The organism is Peribacillus simplex (assembly GCF_900156045.1).
GTDB lineage: Bacteria > Bacillota > Bacilli > Bacillales > DSM-1321 > Peribacillus > Peribacillus simplex_D.
In genome coordinates this window covers 795112-813347 of record NZ_FTMX01000001.1, presented here as the reverse complement: position 1 = coordinate 813347, position 18236 = coordinate 795112, and the positions used below count along the sequence as shown (strand labels likewise).

The following is an 18236-nucleotide window of genomic DNA, read 5'->3' as shown; positions in this document are numbered from 1 at the left end:
TCCAGATGTAAAGAATCCGGTCTTCTTGACAAGTGCCGATACGCCCTGAATCACAAAAAAATGTTATCTGAACCAATTTACCGTAACCAAAACGAAGTTTCATGTTCAAATACGTCTTCCTCCTTCATATGTTTTAACAAAGGAGGAGATCGTTTGAAATTATTTGAAATGATGGTCAATCATAAAATCAACAATATACGCCCCGATGAACTGCTTTCCCTTGCTAAACAGCATAAGGTTGCACTCACTCAAAAACAAGCACAGGATATCACTGCACTTCTAGCCGGTAAAAATATTAACATTTTTGATATACGTCAAAGACAGAACGTACTTGGTCAAATTACAAAAGTTGCCGGAGCAAGCACAGCCAGGGAGATAGAATCCCTCTTCAACAACCTTACTTCCACTTTTTAAAGATCTTAAGCCTGTTGCTGACAGTCTTGTGCATACTTAATCCAAATGCAAAATGAAAGGACGATTCATCTTCATTTCAATGAATCGTCCTTTTCTATTATGATTATTGTTGGAATCTGATTTTTTCCAATAAATCTTCTTCAAATTGATTATTCTTGAACATATCAATTTCGAATTTATAAGGTGCCCTTTTGTCTTTCTTGTCTTCCCCTACATAAGGTGTTTCCAGGATTTTCGGAACATTGCTTAATTGAGGATGGTGTACAATATCATTCAGCGCCTTAAAACCAATATGACCAAACCCAATGTTTTCATGGCGGTCCTTATGGGTGCCGCGTTCGTTTTTGCTATCGTTTATGTGAAGGACCTTGATACGGTCAATACCGACCAATTTATCAAATTCATTCAGTACGCCATCAAAATCCTCGATGATATTATATCCGGCATCGTGAGTATGGCAAGTATCGAAGCAAACTGATAATTTTTCATTATGGGTTACACCATCAATGATCATCGCCAGTTCCTCGAAAGACCTGCCACATTCAGAACCTTTACCCGCCATCGTTTCAAGGGCAATCTGAACTTTATCGTCGGCAGTCAGCACTTCATTCAACCCTTCGATGATCCTCTTGATTCCCAGTTCACTGCCTGCACCAACATGCGCACCTGGATGAAGTACGATTTGCCTTGCGCCAATCGCTTCGGTCCGATCGATTTCGCTGCGTAAGAAGTTGACTCCAAGCTCATATGTGGCTGGATTCGTGGTATTTCCTATATTAATGATATACGGAGCATGGACTACGATATCGCTGATTCCATTTTCCTCCATATGCAGTCTTCCGGCTTCGATATTTAAATCCTCGATTTTTTTACGTCTTGTATTTTGAGGGGCCCCTGTATAGATCATGAATGTGTTGGAGCCATACGAAGCCGCTTCTTGACTCGCAGCAAGAAGCATCCCTTTCCCGCTCATTGAAACATGCGATCCAATCTTCAGCATCTGATTTCTCCCCTATTTCTTTCTCTGTATACGACGTTCGCGTTTTTTAAAGTTTTCCACATCACGTTGAATTTTCTTCTTGTACCCTGGCTTTACTTTAGTTGGCTTCTTGACGTGCCTGCTCGCTTTAACATCAATATCAGATTTTTGTTTTTTACGGTTTTTCCGTTTATTACGTTCTTCGATATCAACCCAATCACCGTTTTGGATATCGGCATCACGGAACTGAATGCCCATTTTTTCAAGGCGGTTCAATGAATCTTCATCGGAAGTATCGTAAATGGTAGTGGCAATGCCTGAATATCCTGCACGTGCCGTCCTACCCGTCCTATGGATATAAAAATCCAAATCTGAAGGCAATTCATAGTTAATGATATGACTTACACCTTCAATATCGATTCCACGGGAAGCCAGATCTGTCGCAACGATGAATTGATACTCCAAATCATTGATTTGCTTCATCATTTTTTTACGCTCACGAGGCGTTAAATCCCCATGAATACGGCCGACATTCAATCCCTTTTCGCTCAAGGAATTAGCCACATGATCCGCCATTTTCTTTGTGTTCGTGAAAACAATCGCCAAATATGGATTATAACGGACGATGATATCATGAAGCAACTGCTCTTTGTTACGGTGGCGAAGCGGTATAAGAACATGTTCAATTTTCGAAGCTGTCGCCTGCTTCGGATTCACTTGAACATACTTTGGATTCTCCATATATTTATTTAAAAACGGCTTCAATTTTTCTGGGATGGTTGCCGAAAAGACAAGCATTTGAATTTTTTCAGCCATACGTGATGCAAATAAATCGACATCTTCAATGAATCCCATGTCCAGCATAAGGTCCGCTTCATCGACTACAAGCATTTTAGCTGTATACACCTGTAATGCCTGAGCTTCAACCAAGTCCTTGATCCGGCCCGGCGTACCAATTACCAATTGTGGCTGTGTCTTCAATTTATCTATCATTCGCTGTTTATCAGTGCCACCAATGAAACAACGGACTTGAATCTGCTCATCCTCAGGGAAATGGTCAGCAATTTTCAAAGCTTCTTTGTAGATTTGGTTCGCTAACTCACGGGTTGGTGCGGAAATAATCGCTTGAACTTCATTTTTACCAGCATCAAGCCTGTTCATGATCGGCAGCAAATAGGAATGTGTCTTTCCTGTACCTGTCTGCGACTGGCCAATTAAGCTACTTCCCTTTAAAAGCGACGGAAGCACGCGCTCTTGAATTTCCGTCGGCTTATCGAACCCTAAAGTACGAACCGCATCTAGAATGTAGCTTTTCAAATTAAATCGTTCAAATTGATTTTGTTTCATCAAAAAACTCCTTTATCCTGTCAGTCATTAGACATGTCCTGTTATTATAATAAATTTTACACAAAAAGCGCAAGCGCCTGGGGTTGCTCGTGAAGAAAATAGGGATTGTCCCATAAGGCGCTTTTTGCCTTGTGAGGGCAATCTTCTTTTTCACAACGAGCTAGGCGCTGAAGCTGGATTACACAAAAAGCGCATGCGCTGAGGTTAGTTCTCTTAAAATGGACTCTTGCAAACGAAAAGCCCCTGTCCTGGTCATAGCGTATCCCCCGCAGACATGGAGCTAAAAGACTACCGTTACCATCTTACCTTCTTTCCGGTTACTTCACAACTGCCCAGTCACTCTTTCCTCAAACCTTTTTTGCCGAGTTGCATAATTTATATAGAAGATTACATCGCATATAAAAACTGAGGAGGTGAAACCTATGTTCCCAAATAGAAATCGTCAGCCCGGACCCGGTTTTCAGCCACCCAATGGTCGAAGGATGCAGCAGCACCCTGCTCCATTCAGACAGTCACGGCAAATTCCCCATCCTTATCAGCAGATGCAGCGGCCGATGGTCCAAAACAGACCGCAGATGCCACAGGGACCCCAAGGTTTCCGAGGCCCTTTCGCCCAACCGCAGCGGCAGGAAATGCCGCCAGCAAAGAAAGAAGGGTTATTGTCAAAAATACTCGGTAAGTCGAAACAAAAAGGAGCTTCTCCCAATTTGTTTGCGCCAGCCGCTTCCACTAACAAAAGTTCTTCACGAAGCAGCGGAGGCGGTATCTTAGAAACATTAAAAAACCCCGATTCGCTTAATAATATGCTTTCCAACACGCAAAAAGTGTTGCAGGCGGCGGAACAATTCACGCCTATGGTGGAACAATACGGGCCAGTGATTAAAAATCTGCCTTCCATGTGGAAAGTTTTCAGGAGCATATCCTCAGCCGGTGAGACCGAGGACGAGGGAGCTCCCGTCGAAAGCGGGCCAAAGGTTGAGGAACAAAAAAACAGTGAGGTAAAAATGGATTCGAAGAAAGAAGATAAAGCTAAAGAAGCTAGCCCCATCGCCCAAGTTCGTACCGAAAGGAAAAGGGAAAGAACATCCGGACCCAAGCTTTATATATAGAGTCTACAAAAAATTTTCCAATAACTGATTTTATGTAAATATGATGTTTTGTAATATCATCTATGGTCTTATATAATAGAAAGGTATAAAAAGTGGGAGTTTCTTGCCTTGAAGGAGGACACATAGATGAAAGTGATTAAAATTTCCCCGCGAGGCTATTGTTATGGCGTTGTCGATGCCATGGTCATTGCCCGAAATGCGGCTTTAGATAAAACCTTGCCACGTCCTATTTACATTTTAGGAATGATCGTGCATAACAAACATGTGACGGATGCGTTCGAAGAAGAAGGCATCATCACGTTGGACGGAAGCAACCGCAACGATATCATCGAACAGGTGGACAGCGGAACCGTCATCTTTACTGCTCACGGCGTTTCACCTGAGATTAGGAAGATCGCTGAGAAAAAAGGTCTTGTGACGCTCGATGCAACATGTCCCGATGTTACCGCAACACATGACTTAATTCGGGAAAAACAAGCGGAAGGCTATCAAATCATTTATATAGGCAAAAAAGGCCATCCGGAACCAGAGGGTGCTGTCGGAGTTGCTCCTGATGTCGTTCACCTGGTTCAAAAGGATAAAGATGTGGAAGCCTTGACTTTGAATAGTGATAAGATCATTGTCACCAATCAAACAACGATGAGCCAATGGGATGTTTTGGATATCATGGATAAGGTCAAGGAAAAGTTCCCGCATGCCGAAGTCCATAAGGAAATTTGTTTAGCGACACAGGTTCGCCAAGAAGCGGTTGCCGAGCAAGCCGGCGAAGCTGATGTTTTAATCGTTGTCGGAGATCCCAAGAGTAATAATTCAAACCGTCTTGCACAAGTATCCCAAGAGATTGCCGGCACGAGAGCTTATCGAATCGCTGACATTTCCGAGTTGAACCTTGAATGGTTAAAGGATGCAGAAACGGTTGCCGTCACTTCGGGGGCTTCTACACCAACTCCGATCACGAAGGAAGTTATCGCATTTCTAGAACAATACGAAGCAAATGATGAATCGACTTGGAATACTGAAAAGAAAACGCCATTGCATAAGATTTTACCTAAGATTAAAGTGAAGAAATGATTGCACAAAAACAAAGGCAGCCACTAAGGGCTGCCTTTTTCGTGTTATTTAAATGAAGCGGAAAGGGTCTGTATTCAGCCGGGATGGAATGAATTCAACATCGTAGTTCTTTTCGCGGCACATTTTTTCAAGGATTCGTGCAACACCTTTTTTCATCACTTTTTCAACATTGTGGCCCGGATCCACGATATTCAATCCAATCATCATCGCGTCATGGGCTGTATGGTAATACATATCACCAGTAACGTAAACATCGGCTCCCTTGAATTTCGCTGTCGTAAAGTATTTATTGCCGTCTCCGCCCAAAACGGCCACTTTTTTTATCGGACTTTGCAAATCCCCAACGACACGCACTTTTTCAACATCGAGGGTCCGCTTCACATGTTCGGAAAATTGTTCGAGTGTCATTTCTTCAGCAAGTACACCAATCTTTCCTAAGCCAAGGGACTCACCTTTGTTCTCCAGTTTATATATATCGTGAGCAACTTCCTCATATGGATGGGCTTTAATCATCGCAGCTAGCACTTTTTTCTCGATATTTTCCGGGAATATCGTTTCAACCCTCATTTCAGCTACCTCTTCAAGTTTTCCTTTAGAGCCAATTACCGGTTCACTGCCTACACCTGGCAAGAAACGTCCGGTACCTTCTCCCGAAAACGAACAATTGCTGTAGTTCCCGATCGCTCCGGCCCCTGCCTTACCTAGGGCTTCCCTCACCTTTTGTTCGTCGGTCTTTGGAACATATACGACCAATTTCTTTAGAGCTGTTTCGTAAGTTGGAATCAATACCTCTGTATCCTGCAATTGTAGCGCTTCGGCAAGTAAATCATTCACTCCGCCCTTAGCAACATCCAAATTGGTATGTGCAGCATATACAGCGATATCATGTTTGATCAGCTTTTCGATGATTCGGCCTCCAGCTGCGTTTGTATCGATCCTTTTCAATGGTCGGTAAATAAGCGGATGGTGGGCGATGATCAATTCCACGCCATGTTCTATCGCTTCGTCTACAACCTCTTCCAGCACATCAAGGGCAATCAGCACTTTAGTAACCGGCTTATTGAGCTGCCCGACATGCAGCCCGATTGGATCTCCCTCCATTGCATATTGCTTTGGGGAGAATCGTTCAAACGTTTCAATGATTTCGTGGCCATTCACTGTCTTCACCCTTTAAGCACCTCCTCAATTACTGAAATTTGAGATTTTAATTCATTGCGCTTCGTTTCCAGTCCGCTTCTTCCGCTTTCATCCAATTGTTCGATGATTCTTTCCAAATGTTTTTTCTCAAGCTGCCATTTTTTTATGAAAATGTCACTGAATTGCTCTCTTAAGTATGGACCGAAAGTGAGGCCGGCTTGCTTGTTCACCCCATAAGGGCGGAGCGGGTCTCCTTTTTTGGCAATTAAGATCTCGTAGATTTTCCCATCTTCTTCAAGGATTTCCTCTCCACTAAGTTCCCAGCCGTTTTCGATTAGCCAGCTGCGAACATTCGCCGCACCTACATTAGGCTGAAGGATAAGCCTTTCTGCCTTGCCGAGTTTCCCTTTTCCGCTTTCCAATATACTTGATATTAACGTCCCACCCATGCCTGCAATCGTAATGCATGTCGCTTCATCAGGATTCAATACTTCAAGCCCGTTTCCTTTGCGGACCTCTATCTTGTCCCCAAGCCCCGTCATTGCCACTTGCTTGCGTGCTGACTGATAGGGACCTTCTACAACCTCACCTGCTATAGCGCTGTCACACAAGCCGTTAGTCACCGCATAGCATGGCAAGTAAGCATGGTCTGAACCTATATCTGCAAGGATGCTTCCTTTTGGTATATGTATGGCAACACGTTCTAATCTCATCGATAGTTTTTCATGATTCATATTTATCAACTCTCTTAATTCAAATAATGTCTTACTATAATTACTTTCCCATTCGATTATACCAAGTTCAATCGAAAAATTACAGAAAGGAGAAACAGGGCCCTTTCTATCAGTGGGCAAAAGAAACCTTCCATCTGGAATCTTCTTTTTCCGAAAAATGAAAAACTGACTCAAAAAGCTCGCTTTCCAACGATTTCTTGAGTCAGTTTCATGACTTATTTCAGTCCATGAATATATTCGGCCATGGCGTCAATATTCTGTTCCTCTACTAAACCTGGTGGCATGGCACCTCGTCCATTAGTGATTACTTCTTTAACCTCGTCCACCGACAGACGATCGCCAACTCCTTTTAGAGCAGGCCCGACACCGCCTTGATAGGCATCACCATGACAAGAAATACAGTTTTGCTTATAAATGTCCTCAGGTGATGCTGAGGCATTTTCTGTTTCTTCTGTCTTTTCGCCGCCCTCTTTTTCCTTAGCAAGATCTTTGGCATCACCCAAACCTTTAAACGAAAGTAAAAACATAAGTCCAATACCAAAAACCATGATAATAATAAAAGGCATTACTGCATTGCGATTCATAGTATTTCCTCCCCTATGTAGAACCTAAACTTACCATAATTAATATTATATACAAACAGCTATATATTATTTTACTTGAAAAGAGTTTCAAGTAAAAGCCCAAAAATAGAAGATATTATATAATTTCTTAAAATTGTCAAAAACTTATGTATATTTCCAAACATTTTACTTTTTCTTACATATGTTCATGATACCCTAAAATCATTATTTAAAACCGCTGGTTATATTAATAAAAAGTAAGGCTGTTTTCGCTTACTTTGTTGCTATTTTCCAAGTAAAGTGGTGTGGTTGATTTCCCCTCCAGATGCTCGCTTTCCGCGGGGCGGGCGGTGAGCCTCCTCGGCGTAAACTCCTGTGGGATCTCACCTGTCCCGCTTGCTCCCGCAGGAGTCTCGCACTTCCGCTCCAATCAACCTTAAATCGTTTCGTTTTAAAAACAACAATCTTTACGAAAAGAGCCAAAAGTAAAGAGTGACAAGTGCTCCCAGGCCTCCCGCTATGGAAAAATGAAGCAGCTTCAGTTTAGTGCCCATTAAAATCCAGAGTCCGCAATTAATGAACAAGAAGATAAAAAGGATTCCCACTTTGCCAGGTGCCATGAATTCCGCAAAACTGACAGTTAATAAAAGCAATGATAGCGCCATTCCCATCAACGACATTTGAAAAATGATTTTCCTGCCGTTAAAGCGGCGGACCGCAAGCCAAAAGACAAGTATTGAAATTGTTGTCATAAGCATTTGCATTCTTATGGGTATTTCAGTAAAATAATTCAAAAATACAATAAATGCAAAAAGGGCCCCAATCAGCACCCCAGAGAAGATGTCGCTATTTTTGCTCTCGGTTTTAATCGATTTAGATGGCGGCAGTTCTCCTTGACAGTATAATGCAAGCAGGTAATTACAATATTGCTCCGGAAGCATACGACTTTCCTTCCAGGAGTTTATTTCTTGAATGATGATTTTCTTTCTCATCTCATCCATGAATCTCACATCCTCATGATGACTATTTCTTTTTAAATGCTAAGCTTTTTAGTTATGTAAGATTGTTTCTGTTGTAAAATCGATTTCCATTATACGAAAAATACAAGGATATTTTTACATCATAATTGAAAAAAAGAGCCGCTCCCGAACGCTGGGCATTCAAGAGGGCTCTGTAAAGGGCATATATATTCTATTCCAGGAAATCTTTCAAGCGTTTGCTGCGGCTTGGATGTCTCAGTTTACGTAGCGCCTTCGCTTCGATTTGACGGATACGCTCGCGGGTGACCCCAAACACTTTACCTACCTCTTCAAGAGTGCGGGTGCGGCCATCATCAAGGCCAAAGCGGAGTCTCAAGACGTTCTCTTCACGGTCAGTAAGAGTATCCAATACGTCTTCAAGCTGTTCTTTCAAAAGTTCATATGCTGCATGTTCCGATGGGGAAGTCGCATCCTGATCTTCAATGAAATCACCTAAATGTGAATCGTCTTCTTCACCTATTGGCGTTTCCAATGAAACAGGCTCCTGTGCTATTTTCAAGATTTCACGAACTTTTTCAGGAGTTAAGTCCATATCCTCCGCAATTTCTTCCGGAGAAGGTTCACGTCCTAAATCCTGAAGAAGCTGTCTTTGGACACGGATCAATTTATTGATGGTTTCCACCATATGCACCGGTATCCGGATCGTTCTTGCTTGGTCGGCAATGGCACGGGTTATCGCTTGGCGAATCCACCATGTTGCATACGTACTGAATTTGAATCCCTTGCGGTAATCAAATTTTTCCACTGCTTTGATAAGTCCCATATTACCTTCCTGAATCAAATCAAGGAAAAGCATTCCGCGTCCTACATAGCGCTTGGCGATACTGACAACAAGACGAAGGTTAGCTTCTGCCAAGCGGCGTTTCGCTTCTTCATCTCCATCTTCAATTCTCGTCGCCAGAGATATTTCCTCTTCTGCCGATAAAAGGTCGACCCGACCAATTTCCTTTAAATACATGCGTACTGGGTCATTAATTTTAACGCCAGGAGGAACACTTAAATCATTTAAGTCAAACTCTTCTTCTTTTGCAAGTTTCTTCTCATCTGGATCGTCTTCATCTTCGTCTTCCTCACCATCAGTGAGTATTTCGACGCCGTTTTCGGCTAACACCTCATAGAACTCATCCATTTGATCGGAATCCAACTCAAAACCGCCAATCATTTCAGCAATTTTTTCTAAAGTCAAAGAGCCCCGTTTTTTACCTAGCTCTAGTAATTTTTCTTTCACCTGTTCAAGGCTAAATTCATTATCAACTTGTTTGGAACGTGCTGGTTTTTCAGCCATTAGTTCCCCTCCTTCCAGGACTTACACCTAAACGACTACAACATTTTACGCAATTTAATGATTTCCATGGCAATTTGTGCAGCAGTAACATAATCACTTCGTCTAACTGCATCTTTTTCTTCAACTTGTTTTTCTTTTATCTTTAACAACTTTTCATATTTCAACACTTGATTTATACAATCGGTCAGTTCTTTATCTGTAACTTCCTCATTCACTGACATCATTTCTATTTCCGAAACGATCCTTCTCAAGTTTGGATCCGGTAAATAAGTAAGGAAAAAGCTTGTATCCGGTTCGTGTCCATCTTCATAGAACGCATATAAATAGGTGATGATTGCCTGATGTTCATCTACATGAAAGACCGTTTGCCCAAGCAACTGCTGAATTTTGAAAGTCATCTCCCTGCTTTTTAGCATATGGGCAATCAACTTCGTTTCAGCATTATGGTGAGCAGGCTTTAACTTATGCTCATATTGCAGGGCCATTTTCTTTGGAGCTGCTGGCTGCGGCAGTGTCCCTTTCTTGCGTTCCGTAAAGAACACCTGACGCTGCTGCTGTTCCAGCGCATCCAATGAAAGGGAAAATTCAGAGGATAGCTGCCGGAGATAATGATCCCTCTCCACTGCATTGGGCAATCGCGAAATTTCTTTAAGGACTTCTTCGATATATTGAATTCGATCTCCTTCATTATTTACATTTTTCCCTCGACGCAAATAATGCATTTTGAATGCCATGTAGGTTAAACTGGCCCCTATTACTTCAGAAACAAAGCTTTTTTCACCGAATTCCTTTATGTAGTCATCGGGGTCCAAGTTATCAGGCATGAGAGCGACTTTCACGGAAAACTCATGGTCCTGTAACATATCAACTGCACGATTGGCAGCGTTCAATCCCGCAGAGTCCGAATCGTAGCAAATAAGTATCTGGTCAGTATTTCTTTTTAAAAGCTGGATATGCTGGTCCGTCAGGGCAGTACCCATTGTAGCGACCGCATTCTCCACACCTGCGCCAACTGCTGAAATGCAATCGGCAAAGCCTTCAAATATGACAGCTTGTTCTTTCTTTCGTATGTGTGGTCTTGCATGATGGAAATTATATAGAGTTTTACTTTTATTAAAGATTGGCGTTTCAGGACTATTCAAATATTTGGGCTCATCGTCCCCCATCGCTCTTCCTGAAAACGCAATCGTATTTCCTTGATGATCCATAATTGGAAACATGACTCTATTTCTGAAACGGTCAAAATATGACTCGTCTTTTTCTCTGTAAATAATAAGCCCTGCCTGCTCCATGTATTCCGCTGGAAACCCGCGTTTTAAAAGGAATTTGGACACGAAGTCCCATGAATCCAAAGAGTAGCCAATTTGGAACTTTTCTATTGTCTCTTCAGTAAACCCGCGTTTAAGTAGATATTCGAGAGCATCCTGCCCCTCTTTCGTATTGACGAGGAGATGATGATAAAACTTCCTCAGCAGGTCATGGGCTTCAATCATTTGCTGAGAGCCTGCCGGCATGTTAGATCGCTTGGAATCCTTATTGATTTCAACATCCAAAGGAACATTTCCTTTTTCAGCTAAAACTTTTGCAGATTCCACAAAGCTGTAGCCTTCTATATCCATCAAAAAGGTAAAAATATTTCCGCCTGCCCCGCAACCAAAACAGTGAAAGATTTGCTTTTCCGTTGAAACGGAAAACGAGGGCGAGTTTTCACCATGAAAAGGACATAAGCCAAAGTAATTGCGCCCCTGCTTCTTCAGCTGGACATACTCCCCAATTAAATCAACAATGTCAACAGCTTCACGAATTTGATTAATTTTCTCATCTTCTATACGGCCATTTATCATTTTTCCACCTTGCAATATTGGTGATAGTTTCTAATTCGATACTGTTTCCTAATTCCCTGCAAAGTTCGACAATGTTTTCATAAGTTTATTTGTAAAACATGCACGATCTTCCTTTGTGAATGCTTTCGGCCCTTTCGTATGCTTACCCTGCCTGCGGAGCTTCGCCGACTGATAACGCATATCCAAGAGCATGAAAATATTCTCGTCCGTGTATTCTTTTCCCCTTGGCGAAAGGACATAAACGTTTTTAGGAAGCAGGGTCCCAGCCAAACCAATATCTGCAGTAACGACAATATCACCCTTTTTTACTGAGTTTACTATATAAAGATCTGCCGCTTCTTTGTCTGCATCGACATAAACCCATTTACCTTCAGGGTTATTCATCATATTTTTATATGATGCAACAAAACAGACTTCAACATCGTGCAAGCTTGCACAATGAAGGATTTCGTCTTTCACCGGGCATGCATCGGCATCGACGTGTATCGTAGGTTTATTATTCATACCTTCTAATTCTACATCTTTCTGCATAATCCTTTTTCTCCCCTAAACTTTATGAAGATATGGTGAATTTTCAGCATTGATTCAGAGGATTCCCTCTAAAAGAGCACACATTATTCTTCAAAGAATACCTGCTTATTTAAGTGAAAGCACCTCTTTTGCCTTGAAAAAGACCAGCCCTTCCTGAATTATACGGAACATGTCGAATTATTTTTATGATAAAAACCTTGACATCTCATTAACCTTTAGTTTATTCCTTATTAATTAAGTCTAAACCTTAAGATTACTTTTTTCTCACAATTTTTTATTATAGTCTATTTGATTAGAAGATGCCAACATTTAAATTCCGAATGTTTTCCCATGCAAATCAACGGATTTACACTTGGAAACCAAGAGGAATTATATGTAATTATTTTGAACTTATTCTTGTTATTCCCTAATTTGACCTTGGCATTAAAATGTGAGCTGACACATAGAGTGTCTAGCTCACATTTTGTTTTGCCTTAATTATAAGGATCAACGGTTTTTGTTTTGAAGGATATTGATTATCAAATTGGCTGTTTCTTCAACAGCTTTATTGGTTACATCAATGATAGGACAGTTCAACCTTGATATGATTGTATCAAAGTATGTCAATTCTTCTTTTATGCGCTCCACATTTGCGTAAATGGCATGATCATTGAGCCCAAGTGACTTTAAACGTTCTTTACGAATATGGTTCAGCTTCTCCGGGCTGATCTTTAAACCAATGCATTTTTCAGGAGGCACCAGGAACAGCTCTTCTGGAGGTTCCACTTCAGGCACTAAAGGTACGTTCGCCACTTTATAGCGTTTGTGGGCTAAATACTGTGATAATGGCGTTTTGGAAGTGCGCGAAACACCCACAAGGACGATATCTGCACGTAAAATGCCCCGAGGGTCACGTCCATCATCATACTTTACTGCAAATTCAATGGCTTCCACACGCTTGAAATAGTCATCATCCAGCTTTCTCACCAGACCAGGTTCATTAAGCGGCCCTTTTGGCGCCCTTTCCTGTAGGATGTCCATGAGCGGCCCTAAAATGTCATAAGCAGACAGGTTTTCTTTCTCGACCTGTGCTTTCATATACGCTCTAATGGCTGGCTTGACAAGAGTATAAGCAATGATCGCCCCGTCCAGCTTAGCCAGTGATATCACTTCATCCACGTTTTGTTCATCTTCAATATACGGAATTCGCTTTATGGAAAAAGCAGATCCCGAAAACTGGCTTGCAGCGGCTTTTGTAACCAATTCCGCTGTTTCCCCTACTGAATCCGATACAACATATATAATAGAACCGTTCATATTCTCCGTCATTCCTTTTGCAAGCCCCCTAATAGCCTTCATCAGCCAAAGCTACGAATGCTTTCGTAATATTGGTTTTTGTAATCCTTCCAATTACTTCATAGCCTTTTTCTGTGTCTTTGACGACCGGTAATGAGTCGATTTGTTTATCAATCAATTTTTTGGCAACATCAATCAAAAGGTCTTCTTTTGAACACATTGTAATATTGGGCATCCTAGTCATGATGATGTTGACTGGAATGGAGTTAAGCTCTTGTTTCCCAATACTTGCACGCAACAAGTCTTTCCTTGATAAGACACCGACAAGCAATGCATGCTTATCGACGACGAACATTGTTCCGACATCTTCCAAAAACATCATGACTATTGCATCATATACGGAAATGCCCTCGTCAACAACGACAGGTATCGATTGGTAGTCACGTACATAAAGATGGTTAAGGCTATCTGTCAAAAGCTGTGTCCCTGACCTGCCTGTATAGAAATACCCCACTCGGGGCCTGGCATCAAGAAAACCTGCCATCGTTAAAATCGCTAGATCTGGACGAAGTGTCGCCCTGGTAAGGTTCAATCTATCCGCAATATGTTCTCCAGTAATCGGTCCGTTTTCTTTTACGATTTGTAAAATTTGTTCCTGACGCTTATTCAATTGGATTATAATCACCACCCCACTGCTTTCGCAGAGTAAAGTAACAAAAGTTATTCATATAATAATTATATACTAAATTATTTAATTAGGGCATTTTTGTCCTATTTATTGACCATTTATCTTTTTAAGAAATCGGAAACCCTTATTCAAAGTGTTTCCGATTTCCATACATCCTTTCGATCATGTAAGGATGATCTTATTCATGGCAGCAAAACCTGCAATCAAATCACTGATTTCCTTCATTAAGGATAAACGGTTATTGCGGATTGCTTCATCCTCTGCCATGACCATCGTATTCTCGAAATATGACTCTATTTCCGTTTGAAGCGAAACAAGCTGTTCAAACCGCTCATTCTCATCTTTGGATTCCATATAACGCATTGCCACTTTTTGATATTTTACGTATAACGCATTTTCTTGATCATTTTCAAAGGCGCTAGGGTCGACTGTCACCTTATTGTCACATTTCACGGCAATGTTCATGACCCGACTTAAAGCTTCAAGGCTTTCTTTAAAGCCAGCTTCGTCTTTTTTCGCATTCAAGACATGTGCACGTTCCACGATTGAGTGGATATAGCCGATCTCATTGAACAGAACTGCATCGATCAAATCGTAACGGATTTGCTGTTCTTGAAGCAGGTGTTTGACACGGGCTTTAAAGAATGTGAACATATCCGCTTTAACTTCTTCAAGATCACGTTTTAAGATGCCCTTTGATTCCAGTCCTTTAAGGCCTAAAACAATAAGCTCCTCTAAAGAAATATTCCATTTCTTCTCGGCTAGAATTTGGACGACCCCGCTCGCCTGCCTTCTCAATGCGTAAGGATCCTGGGAACCTGTCGGAATGACACCAATAGCGAAGAATGAAGACAAAGTATCAATTTTTTCAGCTAAACTCACAACCGCTCCAATGACTGAAGGCGGTATATTGTCATCGGCATGTCTTGGCATATAATGTTCATTGATAGCCGCGGCCACTTCTTTGGCTTCCCCTTTTAAGAGAGCATATTTTTCACCCATATACCCTTGCAATTCCGGGAATTCATAAACCATATGACTCACTAAATCGAACTTGGCAATTGCCGCCGTACGAAGCGCCATTTCTTTTTCCGCCTTTAAATTCAAAGCATCCGCAAGGGCACCGGTCACTGCAGTTACCCTGGCAGTTTTCTCGGCTAATGTGCCAATTTCTTCATGATAAACGATGCTGTCAAGCTTTTTCAAAGCATCCGAAATCTCTTTTTTCTGATCTTCTTGATAGAAGAATGCTGCATCCGATAAGCGGGCACGCAGTACTTTTTCATTACCCTTAGAAACCTGATCCAAATGGCGGTCATCGCCATTACGCACGGTTACAAAGTAAGCAAGCAGTTTCCCGTCCTTATCTTTAACAGGGAAATAACGTTGGTGTTCCTTCATTGATGTGATAAGTACCTCAGCAGGAAGCTCTAGGAATTCTTCTTCAAAATGTCCAAATAACACCGTTGGATACTCTACCAAATTATTGACTTCTTCAAGCAGATCTTCATCGACTGGGATGATCCAGCCTTTCTCCTGCTCAAGCTCTTTAATCTGATCCAATATAACTTGTCGGCGTTTATCTGGATCAGCCATTACAAATTGTTCTTTTAGCGTATGTTCGTACAGTTCCGGCAGCTCGATGCTTGCGTTATCGCCCAAGAAGCGGTGTCCTTTTGTTTCACGGCCCGTTTCCACATCAGCAATGCTGAATGGCACTATGTCATTGCCGAATAAAGCAATCAGCCATTTAATCGGACGGACGAAGCGAAGCTCCTGATTGGCCCAACGCATATTTTTTGGGAACGTCATGCCGCTGATGATATCCTGCAGCTCGGATAAAAGCTTAACGGTCTGCTGTCCTTTTATGAATTTATTCACATGGACATATTCTACACCCTTGATTTCTTTAAAGTAAATATCCTCTGAAGTCATCCCTTGACCCCTGACGAATCCCAATGCGGCTTTAGACCAATTGCCTTCTCCGTCCAAAGCGATTTTCTTGGCAGGGCCTTTAGCTTCTTCTTCGATATCCTTTTGCGATTCTTCCACGTCTTTCACCAATACGGCTAAACGTCTTGGTGTGGAAAAAGCTTCAACCGTTCCGAATTCAATCGCTTTTTCCGTTAGCCATTGCTGTACTTTATCTGACAACTGTTTCATTGATGCTGTCACAAAACGGGCAGGCAGCTCTTCCAATCCAATTTCCAATAACAAATCACGCTTGCTCATTTGTATTCTCCCCTTTCACTTTCAGGATCGGGAAGCCTAATTTTTCCCGCTCTTCATAGAAGGTTTTGGCAACCTTACGCGCTAAGTTACGGCACCGGGCAATATAACCCGTTCTTTCTGTCACCGAGATGGCACCTTTGGCATCCAAAAGGTTAAATGTATGTGAACATTTCAAAACATAGTCATATGCAGGATGTACAAGTCCTTCTTCCATTTGGCGATGCGCTTCCTTTTCATACATCGAGAAAAGCTGAAACAGCATATCAAGGTCGGAGGTTTCGAACGTATATTTCGAATGTTCGTATTCCGGCTGACCAAATATATCCCGAACCGTGAATCCATCTGTCCATTCTAGGTCAAATACGTTTTCCTTATCTTGAATGTAAGATGCGAGACGTTCGATCCCGTATGTAATTTCCACGGAAACCGGCTTACACTCAAGGCCGCCCACTTGTTGGAAATAGGTAAATTGAGTGATTTCCATTCCATCAAGCCATACTTCCCAACCTAGACCAGCACACCCTAGTGATGGATTTTCCCAGTTGTCCTCCACAAAGCGAATATCATGCTCAAGCGGATTTATCCCTAAAGCGCGTAATGAATCCAAATATAACTCTTGGATATTGTCAGGCGACGGCTTCATGATCACTTGGAACTGATGATGCTGATACAGTCGATTAGGGTTCTCGCCATAACGGCCGTCAGCAGGACGGCGGGAAGGCTCTACGTAAGCAACGCTCCAAGGCTCAGGTCCAATGGCTCTAAGGAACGTGTATGGGCTCATCGTTCCTGCCCCTTTCTCTACATCATAAGCATTCATCAATATGCAGCCTTGTTCAGACCAATGCTTTTGTAACGTTAAAATCATATTTTGAATATTCATCGTACACCTCCAGATTATTTAAACGGCTCTTTTTAAAATTAAGGATTGGAACCCATTACATTTTGGCAAACAAAAAACTCCCGTCCCTATGCGAAATGCATAGGGACGAGAGTATACCCGCGGTTCCACCCTAATTGCCGTTTATAAAACGGCCTCTTTTCAAAGCTACATGCTCCGGAAACGCCCTTCCCTGTAAATCCATATCCCGGCTTCCACCGTCCCGGGTTCGCTTTTTATGGAGAATGACAGATACTCTTTTCCATCAACGCAATCTTCTTATTTTGATGATTAGAATTTTATACAAACTAGCATGGAATGTCAATAGTCAGATCCTAAAACATATCTTTCATCGTATCAATCTGTTTCAGGAACTTTTTTGATTTCAAATGCAGACCGGAATATTCCTCATAATATGCATCGATGATCTTCCGAAGTTCTTTTTTCGTTTCAGGCTTTACGGAAATGTTTCCGAGCCTTGATAAATCGAAATAATAAAAGATTCGAAGCAATTTGACGGCTGCAGGTGAAATTTTATAATGATAAGGGTCTTTCCCCAGACAGCGGTGACAGATAAAACCCGCTTCCCGAAGCGAGAAGGAGAATTCCCCTTCCGTTTCACCACATACAGCACACTGATTCAGTACAGGGTTAATCCCATTGACGGGCAGCATCTTCATTTCAAAAATGAATGTCAAAACCTCTGCGTCATATTCCTCGTTTATGTAATGCAAGGTTTGCGAAAGCAATTCATACAAATATGGATTCGGTTTCTTATCCTCGACGCTTTTATCAAGCAATTCAACAATATATGAAGCATAAGCAGTGGCAAAAAGATCCTCCCTTATGAAACGGAGTGAATCGACCATTTCGCCTTGCTGAAGACTACCAAGTCCCGTTGATGTGGTTACAAGAAAATACCCGGAGCAAAAAAGCTGTGTAACGGCTGAAAGCCTGCTGTTAGGTTTACTGGCTCCTCTGGCCATAACGCCTATTTTTCCTAGCTCGCGGGTATATATAGTAATGATTTTGTTATTTTCTCCATATGCAGTTCGCCTTATGACAATGCCTTCACATTTTTGGAGCATACCAAGACACCACCCATGC

The 18236-nt window shown here is 41.9% G+C and carries 17 protein-coding genes and 1 other annotated feature; of the genes, 3 read left to right on the top strand and 14 right to left on the bottom strand.

All coding sequences use genetic code 11. The features are described 5' to 3' along the window. The first annotated feature begins 153 nt into the window (after positions 1 to 153). Positions 154 to 414: a DUF2624 family protein gene (locus tag BW986_RS03875; RefSeq protein ID WP_076365270.1), complete on the top strand. Its 261-nt coding sequence runs from the start codon at positions 154 to 156 to the stop codon at positions 412 to 414. 103 nt (positions 415 to 517) lie between these two features. On the opposite strand, the gene BW986_RS03870 is transcribed toward BW986_RS03875, so the two are convergent. Then, positions 518 to 1414: a deoxyribonuclease IV gene (locus BW986_RS03870; protein ID WP_076365268.1), complete on the bottom strand. Its 897-nt coding sequence runs from the start codon at positions 1412 to 1414 to the stop codon at positions 518 to 520. A gap of 12 nt (positions 1415 to 1426) precedes the next feature. Further along, positions 1427 to 2740 (bottom strand): DEAD/DEAH box helicase, encoded by a 1314-nt coding sequence (locus BW986_RS03865; protein ID WP_076365266.1) that lies wholly within the window; start codon positions 2738 to 2740, stop codon positions 1427 to 1429. A 422-nt stretch (positions 2741 to 3162) separates the two neighbouring features. Between BW986_RS03865 and vrrA the strand changes: the two genes are divergently transcribed. Together vrrA and BW986_RS03855 are read left to right on the top strand one after the other, a co-directional pair. Continuing rightward, a complete protein-coding gene (gene vrrA / locus BW986_RS03860) occupies positions 3163 to 3849 on the top strand; it encodes a VrrA/YqfQ family protein (protein ID WP_076365264.1) in 687 nt (228 codons plus the stop codon). A 126-nt stretch (positions 3850 to 3975) separates the two neighbouring features. After that, a complete protein-coding gene (locus BW986_RS03855) occupies positions 3976 to 4920 on the top strand; it encodes a 4-hydroxy-3-methylbut-2-enyl diphosphate reductase (RefSeq protein WP_076365262.1) in 945 nt (314 codons plus the stop codon). Positions 4921 to 4968: 48 nt separating this feature from the next. On the opposite strand, the gene BW986_RS03850 is transcribed toward BW986_RS03855, so the two are convergent. The 12 genes from BW986_RS03850 to recO form a co-directional block, all read right to left on the bottom strand. Then, positions 4969 to 6087 (bottom strand): Nif3-like dinuclear metal center hexameric protein, encoded by a 1119-nt coding sequence (locus BW986_RS03850; protein ID WP_076365260.1) that lies wholly within the window; start codon positions 6085 to 6087, stop codon positions 4969 to 4971. Continuing rightward, complete coding sequence (locus BW986_RS03845; RefSeq protein ID WP_076366291.1) at positions 6084 to 6791, bottom strand: tRNA (adenine(22)-N(1))-methyltransferase; 708 nt, start codon at positions 6789 to 6791, stop codon at positions 6084 to 6086. Before BW986_RS03845 ends, BW986_RS03850 begins: the two co-directional genes overlap by 4 nt. Positions 6792 to 7006: 215 nt before the next feature. Further along, a complete protein-coding gene (gene cccA, locus BW986_RS03840; protein WP_076365258.1) occupies positions 7007 to 7375 on the bottom strand; it encodes a cytochrome c550 in 369 nt (122 codons plus the stop codon). A gap of 446 nt (positions 7376 to 7821) precedes the next feature. Further along, a complete protein-coding gene (locus BW986_RS03835; protein WP_076365256.1) occupies positions 7822 to 8355 on the bottom strand; it encodes a hypothetical protein in 534 nt (177 codons plus the stop codon). 190 nt (positions 8356 to 8545) lie between these two features. Continuing rightward, positions 8546 to 9679, bottom strand: coding sequence for an RNA polymerase sigma factor RpoD (gene rpoD / locus BW986_RS03830; RefSeq protein WP_034308477.1), 1134 nt, complete (start codon positions 9677 to 9679; stop codon positions 8546 to 8548). Between the two features lie 35 nt (positions 9680 to 9714). Further along, positions 9715 to 11520: a DNA primase gene (gene dnaG, locus BW986_RS03825; protein WP_142244542.1), complete on the bottom strand. Its 1806-nt coding sequence runs from the start codon at positions 11518 to 11520 to the stop codon at positions 9715 to 9717. A gap of 51 nt (positions 11521 to 11571) precedes the next feature. Then, positions 11572 to 12027 carry a YaiI/YqxD family protein gene (locus BW986_RS03820; RefSeq protein WP_076366289.1) on the bottom strand — a complete coding sequence of 152 codons (456 nt, stop codon included), beginning with the start codon at positions 12025 to 12027 and terminating at the stop codon, positions 11572 to 11574. 513 nt (positions 12028 to 12540) lie between these two features. Continuing rightward, positions 12541 to 13362, bottom strand: a complete 822-nt coding sequence (locus tag BW986_RS03815) for a pyruvate, water dikinase regulatory protein (RefSeq protein WP_370662553.1) — start codon at positions 13360 to 13362, stop codon at positions 12541 to 12543. A gap of 16 nt (positions 13363 to 13378) precedes the next feature. Further along, positions 13379 to 14017 carry a transcriptional regulator CcpN gene (locus BW986_RS03810; protein ID WP_034308483.1) on the bottom strand — a complete coding sequence of 213 codons (639 nt, stop codon included), beginning with the start codon at positions 14015 to 14017 and terminating at the stop codon, positions 13379 to 13381. Between the two features lie 162 nt (positions 14018 to 14179). Further along, complete coding sequence (gene glyS / locus BW986_RS03805) at positions 14180 to 16249, bottom strand: glycine--tRNA ligase subunit beta (RefSeq protein ID WP_076365252.1); 2070 nt, start codon at positions 16247 to 16249, stop codon at positions 14180 to 14182. Beyond that, on the bottom strand, positions 16236 to 17132 hold the full coding sequence (glyQ, locus tag BW986_RS03800; RefSeq protein WP_076365250.1) for a glycine--tRNA ligase subunit alpha: 897 nt from the start codon (positions 17130 to 17132) through the stop codon (positions 16236 to 16238). The genes glyS and glyQ overlap by 14 nt, the downstream gene beginning before the upstream one ends. A 98-nt stretch (positions 17133 to 17230) precedes the next feature. Next, positions 17231 to 17407: a binding site (T-box leader), on the bottom strand. A gap of 57 nt (positions 17408 to 17464) precedes the next feature. After that, positions 17465 to 18217: a DNA repair protein RecO gene (gene recO, locus BW986_RS03795; protein WP_076365248.1), complete on the bottom strand. Its 753-nt coding sequence runs from the start codon at positions 18215 to 18217 to the stop codon at positions 17465 to 17467. Between the last annotated feature and the right edge of the window lie 19 nt (positions 18218 to 18236).